Below are 13,450 nucleotides of genomic sequence, written 5' to 3'. Positions count from 1 at the left end.
ATCAGCCGGTGCTCGCCGGACACAACAAACGCCGCCCGAATTTATCGGGCGGCGTCGGTGTGGCGTGTGCTACTCGTCAGAGTGCGGTCACCGAAGTGGCCTGCGGGCCCTTGGGGCCCTGCTCGACCTCGAACTCGACACGCTGCTGCTCCTCGAGGCTGCGGAATCCGCCGCTCTGGATGGCCGAGTAGTGAACGAAGACGTCACCATCGGTGCTGTTGTCGGGAGCGATGAAGCCGAAGCCCTTTTCGCTGTTGAACCACTTGACGGTTCCTTGTGCCATGATGCGGGTACTTCTCTCTTTATGCAGTCGGGCGCCAGTCGGCACCCGAAGTACAATTGTCGCACATCAACCACCGACTCCCAGAATCGGTGGACGCAGCTTCTCGTAGGGCGCCGAGTGGCTCAGTAAGCCTGCCCCGGGTGCACCACTGCAAGCAGATCCTCCCCGGACCGATACCGCCGGAGGTTCTCGGCCATCCACGGCGCCATTGCGCGTGTCAGCCCTGAAGCCGGATTTGCGACATGCGGAGTGATGATGACGTTGGGCAGCGACCACAGTGCGTCGTCGGCCGCCGGGGGTTCGGGATCGGTGACGTCGAGCGCCGCACCGGCGATCTCGCCGGTGCGTAACGCTTCGATCAGGGCTACCTGATCCACCAGCGGTCCGCGCGCCACGTTGACGATCCACGCATGGGAGGGCAATGCGGCCAACGACTGCGCATCGATCAGGTGATGGGTCGCAGCGGTGGCGGGCGCGGCGAGGACGACGTGATCGGTCTGCGCCCACACCTCGTCGGTGCGATCGGACGCCACGGTCAGCGCGGCGCCCTCGACCGGCCGGCCGGAGCGGTTGACGGCGATGGAGCGAGCCCCGCACGCCGACAGTCGCGGGATCAGCGACGCGGCGATCCCGCCCGCCCCAATGATCGCCACCGTGGACCCGTGCAGGGACCGGACCGAGGTGTCGATGCGTTCTTTGTCCCAGTGCCGGAGTACCGCCGTATTGATCTGGCGCAGCCCGGCCAACAGCAGGCCCAGCGCATGCTCGGCAACGTTGTCGGCGTAGAAGCCCGAGGCGTTGGTCCACACCCGCCGATCGTCGATGACGCCGGCAGCGACGTACTCCTCGATCCCCGCGGTCTTGAGCGCGACCCACTCGATGTCGTCGTCGAGCTCGGGAAAGTCGGCGACCGCGCCGATCCACACCAGCACCCGGGCATCGCCGAGATCCACGACGCGGCCGCCGGCCGATTCCACGGCGGCCACCAAATGTTCGTCACGGACCGGTTCGACGGCGACCGGAATCGCGGCGGCGTCGGTCTTTGCGGGGCTCACTTGCGCGCCTCGACGATCCCGCGGGCGGCGGAGGTGGCCAGTTCGTCGGCGATCTCGTTGTAGTGGTCCCCCGAGTGTCCCTTCACCCATTTCCACGTCACCTCGTGACGCTTCTCCTCCTCGATGAGGCGGCGCCACAGCTCGGCGTTCTTCACCGGCTTCTTGTCGGAGGTCTTCCACCCGTTGCGCTGCCAGCCGGCCACCCATTTGGTGATGCCGTTACGCACATAATTCGAGTCCGTGTAGATGATGACCGTGGAGGGCCGGGTCAGCGCCGCGAGCCCCTCGATGGCGCCGGTCAGCTCCATCTTGTTGTTGGTGGTGGCCGGATCGGCCCCGGACAGTCGCTTCTCGCGTCCGCGGTGACGCAGGATCGCCCCCCATCCACCAGGGCCAGGATTACCCAGGCATGCACCGTCGGTGGAGATCTCGACCACGTCGTGTGGCTCGGTCGTCTCCGAGGGGAGAAGATCGGTGGACGGTTCGTCGGGGGTGGGTTCGAACAGGGCGTCGGTCACTCACCGAAGGGTACTGCACGGGTGCCATCGGCCGTGCCGAGGAGTTTGACGGGGATCGAGGCCTGCCGCCGACGCGCGCCGACGCCTAGTCTTGAACCATGCAGACCTGGGATCCGGACCGTTACCTGCAATTCGCCGACGCTCGTGCCCGCCCCTTCCTCGATCTCATCGCCCAGGTACCGACCGCACCGACCACCATCGTCGACCTCGGCTGCGGACCCGGCCACCTGACCCGCCACCTGCGAGCTCTGTGGCCCGAATCCCAGATCCTGGGGATCGACTCGTCGCCGCGCATGATCGAGAAGGCCTTCCGCGAGAACACCGATCCACACGCCAACTACGACATCGCCGACGCCGCCGACTGGTCGCCCAATCAGCCGGTCGATCTGATCGTGTCCAACGCGATGTTCCAGTGGCTTCCCGACCCGATGGCGATCATCGACCGCCTGCTCGGTCACCTCAACGACGGCGGCGTCTTCGCGGTCCAGGTCCCGGACAACACCGGGTCGCCGATGCACCGCGAGCTACGCGACCTCGCCGACGATCCCCGCTTCGCCGAACAACTGCGCGACGTGCGGCGGATGCCCGGTTTCGACCCGGCCGACCTCCTCGCCTTCTTCACCGAACGTGGCTTCACGACCAACACCTGGTCGACTACGTATCTGCACGTGCTGCACGGCGACGACCCCGTCTACGACTGGAGCGCGGGGACCACCGCGCGGCCTTACCTGACGGCACTGGACGACGACGACTGCGAGACCTTCATGGCCGAGTACAAGCAGCGCCTGCGTGACGCCTACCCGCCGCAATCGGTGGGCACTGTGCTGCCGTTCCGGAGGACCTTCGCGGTCGCCACGCCGTTCTGACCCGCGCTGGTGCCGACGATGGACACGGCGTCGTCGAAATCGTGACAACTGTGCGGCGGTGACGGGACACGTCACCCCACGGCAACCGTCCGTACACGCCACAGCCATACGTTGCGGTGCGTGATCACCACAGCTGCCGATCGGATCGGCCACCTCGTCCGAGCCGGCGACCTCCCGGCCGTCGCGGCGGATCTACAGGCCATGCCATCCGACGACGTGGCCGCCCTCATCGAACAACTCCCGCGGCGGCACCGCGGCGTGACTTTTCGACTGCTCGGTAAAGAGGCCGCCAACGCCGTTTTCGACGCACTTCCCCCGCCATTCCAGCGTGGCCTGGTGGAGGAACTCGGGACCGCCGAGGTCGCCTCGGCCTTCCGCGAACTCGATCCCGACGACCGCGCAGAACTCCTCGACGAACTCCCTGCATCGGTCGCCAAGGCGCTCGTGCGCGGGCTGTCGCCCGGCGAGCGGGAGATCACCGGAATCGTCCTCGGGTACCCGCGCGGGTCGGTCGGCCGCCGCATGAGCCCGGAGTTCGTCCACGCATACCCGGACGAGACCGTGGCACAGGCGCTCGATCGGATACGCACGAACGGCCGCGACGCCGAGACGATCTACGCCGTGCCGGTCGTCGACCGCGGGCGCCGACTCTGCGGCATGCTCTCCCTGCGTGATCTTCTGCTCGCCGACCCGGAATCGCAGCCGGGCGAACACATGTCGGAACCGATCTACGCGCACGCGCTCGACGACGCCGAACCCGCCTCGTTCCGATGTGTGGAGCGGGGCGTCCTGGCCATGCCGGTGGTGGATTCGGAGAACCGCCTGGTGGGAGTCCTCACCATCGACGATGCCGTCGACGTCGTCGAACAGGCGCGCGATGTCGACGAGGCGCGCAGCGGTGCCCGCGAACGCCTCGAGGAGCCCTACCTCGTCTCATCGATCCTCAGCATCACGCGGGCACGCATCGTCTGGCTGTTCGTGCTCGCGGTATCGGCGATTCTGACCGTCAATGTGCTGGAGATCTTCGAGGGCACCCTCGAACAGGAAGTCGCGCTGGCACTGTTCATCCCGCTGCTCACCGGAATCGGCGGCAATACCGGGTCGCAGGCCGCCACCACCATCACCCGTGCGCTGGCGGTCCACGAGCTCGCACCGCGGGATGTCCTGCGCGTCGCAGGTAAGGAGATCCGGGTCGGCGTCACGTTGGGGACATTCCTGGGCACAGTCGGTTTCGCGGTCGCCGCGGCCGTCTACGGTCTCGACATCGGCATCGTGATCGGCACGACCATCCTCGCCATCTGCGCGCTGGCGGCCACGGTCGGCGGGATCATGCCGTTGATCGCCCGCATCTGTCGGGTCGATCCCGCGGTGTTCTCCACACCGTTCATCTCCACGTTCTGCGACGCCACCGGACTCATCATCTATTTCACCATCGCCAAGTCGGTGCTGGGCATCTGAGGGCGCCGAGTCCGGCGACGCTCAGTACTTCGTCGGGCGAACACCGGTGTAGACCCCTTCGGGCCGGAACCGCAGCCGGGTTTCGTGAAACTCCTCGAGTGCGTGTGCCGTCCAGCCGGCCATCCGCGCCACCGCGAAGATGGCCTCGGCGGCGTCGGGCCGCATCCGATGGGCAAGTGCGAGTGCTGCAAGCGCCAGATCCGAGTTCACGAATGTATCCGACGGCAGGCGACGCTCGATCTCCTCGAGCGCGTCGACAACCCTCGGATCGGCGGTCGACGAGGTGCGCAGCATCTCGATGAGCACGTCGGCGCGCGGATCACGACGGCGGTACACGATGTGTCCGGTGCCGGGGATCGGGCCGCCGAGATACATCTGGTCGGCCATCGCCGCACGCGGATCAGCGACGGCGCCGGCCAGCATCCGGTAGGCGAATGTCGTTGCGCCACCGTGTATCGGCCCATCGAATGCCCCGAGCCCCGCGCTCAGGACCGCGTACACGTTGCCGCGCGCACTGGCCGCCACGCGGGCCGCGACCGCGCCCGCCGACAGGTCGTGGTCGGCGAGCAACACCAGTGCGGCGTCGAGCACGCGGATCGTCTCGGCGGTGGCCGGCTCGGCGGTGAGACACGGCCACAGCCGTTGGGCCAGAGCGCCGTTCGACGACGCACCGCCGGGCGACAGCACGTCGACCGCGGCGGCGATGGTGGTGGCTGCGGCGGTGGTCACCGCGGACCGGGCCCGGTCGTGACGTTGCGCGTCGCGCGCACCCAAGACGTCGATGGTGAGCCGGATCAGGTCGAGCCCGCGGGCGTGCGGACCGGCGAGGGAAACGATCGAATCCCTTGCCGCCGAGTCGATTCGGGACAACGAATCCCAGTCGACCTCGTTGTCCCACAACATGTTCGCCACCTTCTCGAATGACACGGTCCGCGCAAGGTCGGCCGCGTCACACCCGCGGTAGTACAGGTGATCGTCCTGCAGCAGGGTCAGTTGTGTGCGAATACGTTCGACGACCCCCGCCGGCGCCCTACGCACCCGCCCCGACATCAACGCTTCCACCTCGTCGACGCCGAACACGCTCCCGTCGACTCCGTCGATGCGCACACTGGTCATCCGACCGCGACTGACGTAGGCGTACACAGTGGCCGTCTTGACCCCGAGCAGCTTCGCGACCTGCTCGGTGGTCAGGTAGTCGCGGCCATCGTGCCGGATCGGCTTCGGGAATCGGCGAGTGTGGGTCCGAGGCGCCATACATTGATGTAATCAACATTGACCCGATCGATCAATACTCGCATCGTGGCAGGTGAGGCGGCTCGACTCGCCGAACACGAACGGAGACCTACGATGAACCAACTGATCGCCCCCGAAGGCCTGGCGAATGTGGTCGTCGCCGACACCGAGATCGGCGACGTCCGCGGCGACGAGGGCTTCTACCACTACCGTGAGCATTCGGCGATCGACCTCGCGCGGACGCGATCATTCGAGGAGGTCTGGTACCTGTTCGTCCACGGCGCACTTCCCGATGCACATCAGCTCACGCAGTTCCGCACCACGACAGCGCAATTGCGTCCGCTCCCGGACGAGTTGGCCGGTCTGCTGCGCGCATCGGCCCTGCTCGGCGACGGCCGCGACACCCTCGCGGGTCTGCGGACGGTGTTGTCGGCGGCCGGTCCCGCACTCGGGGTCGCGCCCTTGTGGGAGAGCGATGCCGATTCCATCCGCCACGACTCGATGCGGGCGGCAGCGATGACACCGACAATCCTGGCTGCGCTGCACCGGATTCGCAGCGGCGAGGACCCGGTCGAACCCGACCCGGAGCTGCCGGTCGCCGCCAACTGGCTGTACCAGTTGACCGGACGCCGCGCCCCGGACGAGCACGTGCGGGCCGTCGAGCAGTATCTGATCGCCACGATCGATCACGGGTTCAACGCCTCCACGTTCACTGCCCGGGTCATCGCATCCACCGGTGCCGACGTCCACGCGGCCGTCTGTGGTGCGCTGGGCGCGTTCTCGGGTCCGCTGCACGGCGGGGCACCCGACCGGGCGTTGGATTCGCTCGACGAGATCGCCCGCCACGGTGACGCCACCGCCTGGGCGCGGGAACAGATCGCCGACCGCCGCCGCATCATGGGCTTCGGCCACGCGGTGTACCGCACGGTCGATCCGCGGTCGGAGTTGCTGCGCGAGATCGCCCTCGGCCTCGGCGGCCCCACCGTCGAACGAGCCGTCGAGGTGGAGCGTCAGGTGGTCGACGTCCTGCGTGAAGCGCACCCCGACCAACCCCGGTACGCCAACGTCGAGTTCTATGCGGGCGTCGTGATGGATGCCTGCGGGGTCCCCAGGTCCATGTTCACGCCCACCTTCGCCGTCAGCCGGGTGGTGGGTTGGTGCGCCAACATCGCCGAGCAGGCCCGCTCGCGCAAGATCATCCGGCCTCGCGCGCGGTATGTGGGTCCCGCGCCCCGCTGACCTGCGGCAGCTTTCGGTCACGCCTACATCTCGGTTCGGCTCGGGATCTGTGGACCTCGATCAACATCTGTAACACTGGCACCACAGTCGCCGGGTGTGTAGGGGGTCTCATGGTCAGCCGACATGTACTTGTCACCGGGCCGGTGGTCATGGCGCTCGCAGTGAGCGCCATCGCCGTCGGTCCGGCTGCGCCCGCGCACGCATCGATCTGCAGTGCCGTCGGATTCCACGGCGGCGACGTCGGCAGCACCGGCAGCAGTGGCTCCAGTGAGATCGGCCTCGGCAGTGCCGACTTCGGCAGTTACCGCGCGAACGGCAAGAAACCACAAGGACCGCTTGCCAGATTGCGGGGTGCCAGCACCGCCGTCGCGTGGGTCACCGGACCGCGCAGCCGCAACCGTACCGATCAGCGGTTCTCCATCACCGCCACCGACGTCGGGGTGCCGTGGGACAACGGGTCCGGTCAGGTGTTGATGGCCTTCGGCGACACGTGGGGTCGGTGCGCGGGGCAAATGGTGTGGCGCCACAACACCCTGCTGCGCAGCGACGCAGACGCGAACCTGGACAAGGGCATCACCTTCCCGGACGCCGTCCCCGGGTCAGTGCGGTCGGGAGCGTCGGTGACACCCCAGCATCCGACATTCGCCCAACCCATGTTCAACGCGATCGGGGTTCGCAACATCGAGGTCGGCAAGATCCCGACGGGCGGCATCGCGATCAACGGTGTCCAGTACCTGAGTTACATGTCCATCCGTCGGTGGCTTTCGCCCGGCCGGTGGGCAACCGGGTACTCGGCGATCGCAGTGTCGCGTGACAACGGACAGACCTGGGTCACCGACAATCGCACCATCCGGATGAACGCCGGTGTGACCATCCCCGGGGTTCGCCAGATCGCCGCCGGGCACGGGCGTTTCCAGATGGGCGCATTCCTGCGGTCGGGTGATTACGTCTATCAGTACGGCACTCCGAGTGGACGATTCGGCGCTGCCTTCGTCGCCCGGGTCCGTCCCGCCGACATTCTCGATCTGGGCCGCTATCAGTATTACCGCGGTGGCGGGACGTGGTCGGCGAATCCGGCCGCCGCGGCGCCCATCGTCGGACAGCCGGTCAGCGAGATGTCGGTGGCGTACAACACCTTTCTGAAGCGATTCGTGATGCTCACCGAACAGACCGGCAGCATCATGATGCGGACCTCGCCGACACCGGTGGGTCCGTGGAGCGGCCCGAAGGTGATCGTGCCGGCCGCTCAGACCAAGGGCCTGTACGCGCCCTACATCCATCCTCGTGCGACCGGACAGCAGCTGTATTTCGTGGCGTCCCGATGGGACGACTACAACGTGATGCTGATCCGCACCGATCTCGCGAAGGTCCGTTGACAACCGACGGCGACTCGACCGATCGCATGGCCGGGGTGGGGGCATCGGCGTAACGTCGAGCGTGTGGCACGTCCAGCACGCGGCACGTCACCAGTCAGTTCGGCATCCGCTCACGCTGAGGAGTGACCATGAATCAACCGGTTCCACCCCCGCCACCGCCCCCGGAACCCGTTCCGGCACCGGAACCCATCCCCGAGCCGCCACCCGAACCACCGATCCCGGTGCCCGAGCCGGAACCCATTCCCCAGCCCGGGCCGCCGGAACCGGAACCACCACCGCGACCGACGGTCATCTGACACCGAGCGTCTCACGCGGGACGCCGGTTCTGCGAACAGGAGTGTGATGTCGACTCGGGTGGTGCTGATCCGCGCGATCAACGTGGGAGGCGCGAAACTGCCGATGGCGGATCTGCGGACGATGGCCACCGAACTCGGCGCCACCGAGGTGAGCACCTACATCGCATCCGGCAATCTGATCTGTTGTCCACCCGGTGAACCCGGCGATTTCGACCGGGCGCTGGAGCAAGCGATCACCAAGCGTTTCGGCTATTTCCGCGAGGTCATCAGCAGGTCCCGGGACGAATTGGTGCGCGCCCTCGACGCCCATCCATTCGAGATCCTCGACGCCAAGTACTCCTACGTCTACTGCTTGGCGGGAAAGCCCGAACCCGACAAGGTGGATGCCTTCGCCGAACGTTCCTTCGGCTCCGACGAATTCCGCGTCATCGGCGACGACCTGCACATCCGTTATGCCGACGGTGCGGGCGTCTCCAAGCTCACCGCGCCGGTCATCGCCAAGGGACTCGGGGTGCAGGGCACCGGCCGCAACCTGAAGACCATCGGGCAACTGATCGAACTCGCCGACGACTGACCGGCGAGGCGCTATCCCGGTGCGCGCTCGGCTTGTTCGTGTTTGCGCAGCATCCGCACCCGCAACGCGTCGTAGATCGGCGGCGACCGCAACGCGGAGGCGACGACCACCGCCATCGCCCCCGACACCAGCATCGGGATGGTGACCGAGGTGACGGCCGTCATCTCGATGACCAGCACGAGCCCGGTGAACGGGGCGCGCACGATTGCCGCGAACAGGGTGGCCATCCCCACCAATGCGAAAGCGATGGTCAGATCCTCGTCGAGACCCGGCACGATCACCTGGGTGACCCGGCCGGCGACCAGCCCGACGAGCGCACCGAGTGCCAGGATCGGTGCGAAGATGCCGCCGGGGGTGCCAACCGAGTACGAGATCGGGCCGGCGATGAATCGCACCGCGACGTAGAGGATCACCACTGGTAGCGCGAACTGTTGTCCGGTGAGGATCAGTCCGGCCAGCGCCTCACCACCACCGCCGACGGTCGGGTCCGCGATGAGCAGCGACCCGACGACGGCGCCGACCACGCCCGCCTTCACCACTGCGGGTACGCGACTGATGATGTCGAAGAGGTCGAGGCAGGCGAGGATGAGGCGGTTGTAGAGCACCCCCATCAGACCCACCACCAGGCCGAAGACCACAAAGATCGGCACGGTGGTCAGCGGCGGCGACGACACCGACGCGACGTGCCGGAAGTCCGGTTCATCGCCGAGCACCAGCCGGCTGACACCGACACCGATGGCGACCGCGACCATGGTGACGATGCCCTCGCGGAGCCGGAATGTCTTGGTGACCTCTTCGAAGATGAAGAACACCGCACTGATCGGCGCGTTGAAGGCGACCGCCAGGCCCGTGCCGGACAGCACCGTCTGCAGCAGCCGGATCTCCTCGGCGGCCAATCGGGCCAGGCGGCCCGCGGCCGCACCGACCGCCGCGGCCATGTGAACGGTGGGTCCTTCTCGACCGAGCACCATGCCGGCGGCACCGATCGACAACACACCGCCGACGAAACGCGCCGGCACCACCGACAGTGGTGGCGGGTCGGCCTCGCCGCGGTCGACGGCCTCGACGTGCTGAATGCCGCTGCCGGCCGACAACGGTTGCCATCGCGCGATGCCGGCGGCGGCCGCTGCGGCGACACCGGCCACCGCCACCGGGATCAGCCACCCCCACCCCGGATGGGTGTGCGACCACTCGATGAGTTCGGCGCGCCAGTCGTCGACGAGGTCGAGGGTCCACCGAAAGGCTCCACCGAGGAAGCCGGCCACGGCGCCGGCACCGGCGGCCAGCAACAGGATGACCCACAACGTGCGACCGGTGAGGATGGCGTCGTCGACGCCGGCGTCACCGTCGACTTCCTCCTCGACGCTGTGCTCATGAGGTGGGTCGTCGGGCCGCCGATCGTCGTCGGGGGTCATCAAACGACTCCTGCCGCGCCGGTCATGCGCGCTCGAGCGCGGAGGTCACCTTCTCCATATCCGCGAGTTGGCTGTCCTCGGGCGCCTCCCACAGCTTCTTGGGCAGTTCTTCGAGGACTACCACCGCCGATTCGGCCGACGACAAGCGCGCGGTCTTCTCCTCGTCATCTGCGATATCGGAGGCGGCGATCAGTTTGTCGTCGAGACCGAACACCGCGTCGTCGAGGCGATCTCGCGCGGCGACGAGATCGGGGTAGTGCGGGATCGCCGGATTGGCGTGGACGTCGGCGATGGCGTAGCGAATTCGCCGATGCAGCAGCGCTTCCGTCGACGTCGCCGTGGTCCAGGATGCGGGCGCGCGGCCAGGCTTGCCCGGGACGAGGTCGGTGGACCGCGCGAACTTCTTGACCCTTTTGTCGGAGTCCCAGGCGAACCAGGCCGCGCCGACGAGTATGAACAGTGCCATCACGACGGTGATCGCGATGACCACGAAAGCAATCATGCCGCGCACCTCGCTCTCGGTGTCGTCAGCCCTTTCGGCGTGGTGTGCTCTGCCATTCTTCGAGACTATCCCCAGCAGGGCCGGCCGCGAGTTCCGGTCGCGAATCCGCCCGGTGCGGGGCACCGATGGCACTAGTGGGCGGCAGTCTCTCCGGCAGTATCTGTGCCGGTGTTGGTGGGTCGTCCGGCCACGAGGTCCTCCACGTCCAGCCCCCAGGCGCCGTAGCGGGAGTCGAATCTCTGGGCGCGACTGCGTGCGCGAGCCGTCTTGGCCGGCGAGTAGCGCCGCTGCGCCCAGCGCGATCCCGGCCGCGCCAGACGTATCGCGCCCACCCAGGCGACCGGCGGGATGAAGGCGCCGATCGCGGCCGTCGAGTACTTGCCTTTGGCCACGCATGCCAGCAGACAGATGAGATGTAGGACCAACGGGATCGAGAAGGCGATCGGTCCGATCCGAAAGGAATCGCCGGTGTCGACCTCGGTCAGCGGGTCGATGCCCAACACGGCCATTCCGAGTCCGGCGACAGTCAGGCACACCACCTGCACCGACAACTGGCCTTCGCGCGACCAGTACACATCTTCGAGGCGAAGGATGAGCGCGAACTCGTCGAGCACCAGCGATGTCCCGATCCCGATGGCCAGGGCACTGATCTCCGCGCCCGGGGATGCGCCGTCGGCGGCGACGGACGCGAACGCACCCACGACGGTGAGGATGATCCCCGGCACCGCGTGGTGGATGTGGACTCCACCGCGCACGTTGTTGCGGAACGGGCCACGGCCGGCGCGGATCAGCCGGGTGATGGTCCGGGTGACGAGGAAGGTCAGCGAGAACGCCAGGAACAGCAAGAACAGCGGAAGGTGACTACCGCTGGCCGCGCCCGCGATATCGAGATGCACGATGGTCGGCGCGGGCGATCAGGAAAACGCGGGTACCAGACCGGTACGGCGCTGTTCGATGAGGAGGCAGCGGTCCTCGACGTAGAGCAGTCCGGCGTCTTCGGCGATGGCACGTGCTTCTGCGGACGCGATACCGAGTTGCAGCCAGAGGGCGGTGGCGCCGGCCGCGACTGCCTGGCGGGCAACCTCAGGGGCGTCCTGCGACGGCCGGAACACATCGACCAGACCCACCTGTTCCGGGACATCGGCGAGAGTGCGGTACACCTTCTCACCCACGATCTCGTCCGCGTGCGGATTCACCGGGATGATGCGCCAGCCGTGCTGCTGCATGTACGCCGGCACATCGTTGGCGGCCTTCGCCGGATTGGCGCTGGCGCCGACCACGGTGATGGTGTCGTAGCGACTCAGAATCTGTTCGACTACCTCATCGGTTGTGCTCATACGTCGAGCTTAGTGGTGCTTAGGACCCGCGCAGGGCGATCGTGCGGGTATCGGGCAGGCTCGAGGTATGACGACATGGGAACTGCTCGCCGTGCTGCTCGCCGGTGTCGGCGCGGGCGCCATCAACGCGGTGGTCGGCAGCGGCACGCTGATCACCTTCCCCACCCTCGTCGCCTTCGGCGTGCCGCCGGTCACCGCGACGATGTCCAATGCGGTCGGACTCGTCGCCGGTGGGGTGTCCGGGACGTGGGGGTATCGCCGGGAGCTGGAGGGCCAGTGGAGCCAGTTGCGGTGGCAGATCCCGGCATCGTTCACCGGCGCGATTCTGGGCTGTTGGCTGCTGCTGCACTTGCCCGAGACGGTCTTCGAGTCGGTCGTCCCCGTGCTTCTCGTGGCCGCCCTGATCCTCGTGGTGGCCCAGCCATGGATTCAGAAGTGGGTCGGTCGACGTTCGGTCGGCCCCGGCCATCATCCGGCGCCGTTGAGCGGCCCACGCATCGCGACCATGGTGATCGCCACCTTCGCCGTCGGTGTGTATGGCGGCTACTTCACTGCAGCGCAAGGCATTCTGCTGATGGGCGTGCTGGGTGTGGTGGTTCCCGACCACCTACAGCGGATGAACGCCGCCAAGAACCTGCTGTCACTGGTGGTGAATATCGTTGCCGGCGTGGTCTACAGTCTCGTCGCGTTCGATCGAATCGATTGGGCGGCAGCCGCTGTCATCGCCATCGGATCGCTGATCGGTGGATTCATCGGCGCCCGTTACGGTCGACGCCTGTCCCCGCCTGTGCTGCGCGGCGTGATCGTCGTCGTCGGCCTCGTCGGCCTCTGGAGACTGCTCGCGTGAGCCGCCCCTGTGCGCACCTACCCCCAACCCTGAGGAGTGACCGAGCTTGCGAGGCCGCGCCCCTGTCTCCTGAGGAACGTCCGAGCCTGCGAGGCCGCGTCGCGAAGGGCCCACCCACGCAACCACACTCACCCACGAAGAGCTGTCACACCCCACCGCTATCCCGAACCCAACTTCACCGAACAAGTCCATCCACACCCACCCGCAACACGCCAAAGTTGTCAGACCCGCCCGATAGTCTGACAGCAGTTCGATTCCCCACCAGCGCTTCCCGAACACTAGAGAATCGGAGAGGACGCCCTAGCCATGAATCACGAAGAGTGCAGCGACGAACAAGCGATGCCCCCTGATCCCTGAGGAGCGTCCGAGCTTAAGAGGCCGCGTCACGAAGGGTCCACCCACGCAACCACACTCAGCCACGAAAAGTTGTCACACCCCGCCGCTATCCTGA

The 13,450-nt window shown here is 67.1% G+C and carries 14 protein-coding genes; 6 read left to right on the top strand and 8 right to left on the bottom strand.

The annotated features are described in order from the left end of the window. Positions 1 to 76 precede the first annotated feature (76 nt). The 3 genes from VX037_RS21140 to rnhA all read right to left on the bottom strand — a co-directional run bounded on the left by VX037_RS21140 (position 77) and on the right by rnhA (position 1,775). Positions 77 to 283 carry a cold-shock protein gene (locus tag VX037_RS21140; protein WP_235722925.1) on the bottom strand — a complete coding sequence of 69 codons (207 nt, stop codon included), beginning with the start codon at positions 281 to 283 and terminating at the stop codon, positions 77 to 79. Between the two features lie 122 nt (positions 284 to 405). Continuing rightward, complete coding sequence (locus VX037_RS21135; RefSeq protein WP_235722926.1) at positions 406 to 1,338, bottom strand: NAD(P)-dependent oxidoreductase; 933 nt, start codon at positions 1,336 to 1,338, stop codon at positions 406 to 408. After that, the gene (gene rnhA / locus VX037_RS21130; RefSeq protein ID WP_235723046.1) at positions 1,335 to 1,775 is read right to left on the bottom strand and encodes a ribonuclease HI; all 441 of its coding nucleotides are present in this window, start codon (positions 1,773 to 1,775) and stop codon (positions 1,335 to 1,337) included. The genes VX037_RS21135 and rnhA overlap by 4 nt, the downstream gene beginning before the upstream one ends. Positions 1,776 to 1,954: 179 nt before the next feature. Between rnhA and VX037_RS21125 the strand changes: the two genes are divergently transcribed. Then, complete coding sequence (locus tag VX037_RS21125) at positions 1,955 to 2,722, top strand: methyltransferase domain-containing protein (RefSeq protein WP_235722927.1); 768 nt, start codon at positions 1,955 to 1,957, stop codon at positions 2,720 to 2,722. A 120-nt stretch (positions 2,723 to 2,842) separates the two neighbouring features. Continuing rightward, positions 2,843 to 4,180 carry a magnesium transporter gene (gene mgtE / locus VX037_RS21120; protein ID WP_396572863.1) on the top strand — a complete coding sequence of 446 codons (1,338 nt, stop codon included), beginning with the start codon at positions 2,843 to 2,845 and terminating at the stop codon, positions 4,178 to 4,180. Positions 4,181 to 4,201: 21 nt separating this feature from the next. On the opposite strand, the gene VX037_RS21115 is transcribed toward mgtE, so the two are convergent. Then, complete coding sequence (locus VX037_RS21115) at positions 4,202 to 5,434, bottom strand: citrate synthase (protein ID WP_287014674.1); 1,233 nt, start codon at positions 5,432 to 5,434, stop codon at positions 4,202 to 4,204. 93 nt (positions 5,435 to 5,527) lie between these two features. On the opposite strand from VX037_RS21115, the gene VX037_RS21110 reads away from it, so the two are divergent. The 3 genes from VX037_RS21110 (at position 5,528) to VX037_RS21100 (ending at position 8,898) form a co-directional block, all read left to right on the top strand. Continuing rightward, a complete protein-coding gene (locus VX037_RS21110; protein ID WP_287014675.1) occupies positions 5,528 to 6,652 on the top strand; it encodes a citrate/2-methylcitrate synthase in 1,125 nt (374 codons plus the stop codon). 149 nt (positions 6,653 to 6,801) lie between these two features. Further along, positions 6,802 to 8,028, top strand: a complete 1,227-nt coding sequence (locus VX037_RS21105) for a DUF4185 domain-containing protein (RefSeq protein ID WP_287014680.1) — start codon at positions 6,802 to 6,804, stop codon at positions 8,026 to 8,028. Between the two features lie 342 nt (positions 8,029 to 8,370). Next, positions 8,371 to 8,898, top strand: coding sequence for a DUF1697 domain-containing protein (locus VX037_RS21100; RefSeq protein WP_287014676.1), 528 nt, complete (start codon positions 8,371 to 8,373; stop codon positions 8,896 to 8,898). An 11-nt stretch (positions 8,899 to 8,909) separates the two neighbouring features. Here VX037_RS21100 and VX037_RS21095 read toward each other — a convergent pair whose 3' ends face one another. The 4 genes from VX037_RS21095 to VX037_RS21080 all read right to left on the bottom strand — a co-directional run bounded on the left by VX037_RS21095 (position 8,910) and on the right by VX037_RS21080 (position 12,152). Then, complete coding sequence (locus VX037_RS21095; protein WP_235722933.1) at positions 8,910 to 10,313, bottom strand: ClC family H(+)/Cl(-) exchange transporter; 1,404 nt, start codon at positions 10,311 to 10,313, stop codon at positions 8,910 to 8,912. A 22-nt stretch (positions 10,314 to 10,335) separates the two neighbouring features. After that, positions 10,336 to 10,815 (bottom strand): hypothetical protein, encoded by a 480-nt coding sequence (locus VX037_RS21090; RefSeq protein ID WP_235722934.1) that lies wholly within the window; start codon positions 10,813 to 10,815, stop codon positions 10,336 to 10,338. A gap of 131 nt (positions 10,816 to 10,946) precedes the next feature. Next, positions 10,947 to 11,711, bottom strand: coding sequence for a hypothetical protein (locus VX037_RS21085; RefSeq protein ID WP_328715805.1), 765 nt, complete (start codon positions 11,709 to 11,711; stop codon positions 10,947 to 10,949). A gap of 18 nt (positions 11,712 to 11,729) precedes the next feature. Next, positions 11,730 to 12,152 (bottom strand): CoA-binding protein, encoded by a 423-nt coding sequence (locus VX037_RS21080; protein ID WP_328715803.1) that lies wholly within the window; start codon positions 12,150 to 12,152, stop codon positions 11,730 to 11,732. 67 nt (positions 12,153 to 12,219) lie between these two features. Here VX037_RS21080 and VX037_RS21075 point away from each other — a divergent pair, with 67 nt between their 5' ends. Then, entirely contained in the window at positions 12,220 to 12,999 is a 780-nt protein-coding gene (locus VX037_RS21075) for a sulfite exporter TauE/SafE family protein (protein ID WP_328715801.1), read from the top strand. Positions 13,000 to 13,450 lie beyond the last annotated feature (451 nt).

The sequence above is a fragment of the Gordonia sp. Z-3 genome, from assembly GCF_036233855.1.
GTDB lineage: Bacteria > Actinomycetota > Actinomycetes > Mycobacteriales > Mycobacteriaceae > Gordonia > Gordonia tangerina.
Note: the sequence above shows the minus strand (reverse complement) of the source record. Positions and strands in the feature narration are given on the sequence as shown.

Coding starts and splice junctions, on each gene's coding strand:
- VX037_RS21110 (WP_287014675.1), top strand. CDS start 5,528: ATGAACCAACTGATCGCCCCCGAAGGCCTGGCGAATGTGGTCGTCGCC.
- VX037_RS21125 (WP_235722927.1), top strand. CDS start 1,955: ATGCAGACCTGGGATCCGGACCGTTACCTGCAATTCGCCGACGCTCGT.
- VX037_RS21075 (WP_328715801.1), top strand. CDS start 12,220: ATGACGACATGGGAACTGCTCGCCGTGCTGCTCGCCGGTGTCGGCGCG.
- VX037_RS21080 (WP_328715803.1), bottom strand. CDS start 12,152: ATGAGCACAACCGATGAGGTAGTCGAACAGATTCTGAGTCGCTACGAC.
- VX037_RS21100 (WP_287014676.1), top strand. CDS start 8,371: ATGTCGACTCGGGTGGTGCTGATCCGCGCGATCAACGTGGGAGGCGCG.
- VX037_RS21115 (WP_287014674.1), bottom strand. CDS start 5,434: ATGGCGCCTCGGACCCACACTCGCCGATTCCCGAAGCCGATCCGGCAC.
- VX037_RS21090 (WP_235722934.1), bottom strand. CDS start 10,815: ATGATTGCTTTCGTGGTCATCGCGATCACCGTCGTGATGGCACTGTTC.
- VX037_RS21095 (WP_235722933.1), bottom strand. CDS start 10,313: ATGACCCCCGACGACGATCGGCGGCCCGACGACCCACCTCATGAGCAC.
- VX037_RS21140 (WP_235722925.1), bottom strand. CDS start 283: ATGGCACAAGGAACCGTCAAGTGGTTCAACAGCGAAAAGGGCTTCGGC.
- VX037_RS21105 (WP_287014680.1), top strand. CDS start 6,802: ATGGCGCTCGCAGTGAGCGCCATCGCCGTCGGTCCGGCTGCGCCCGCG.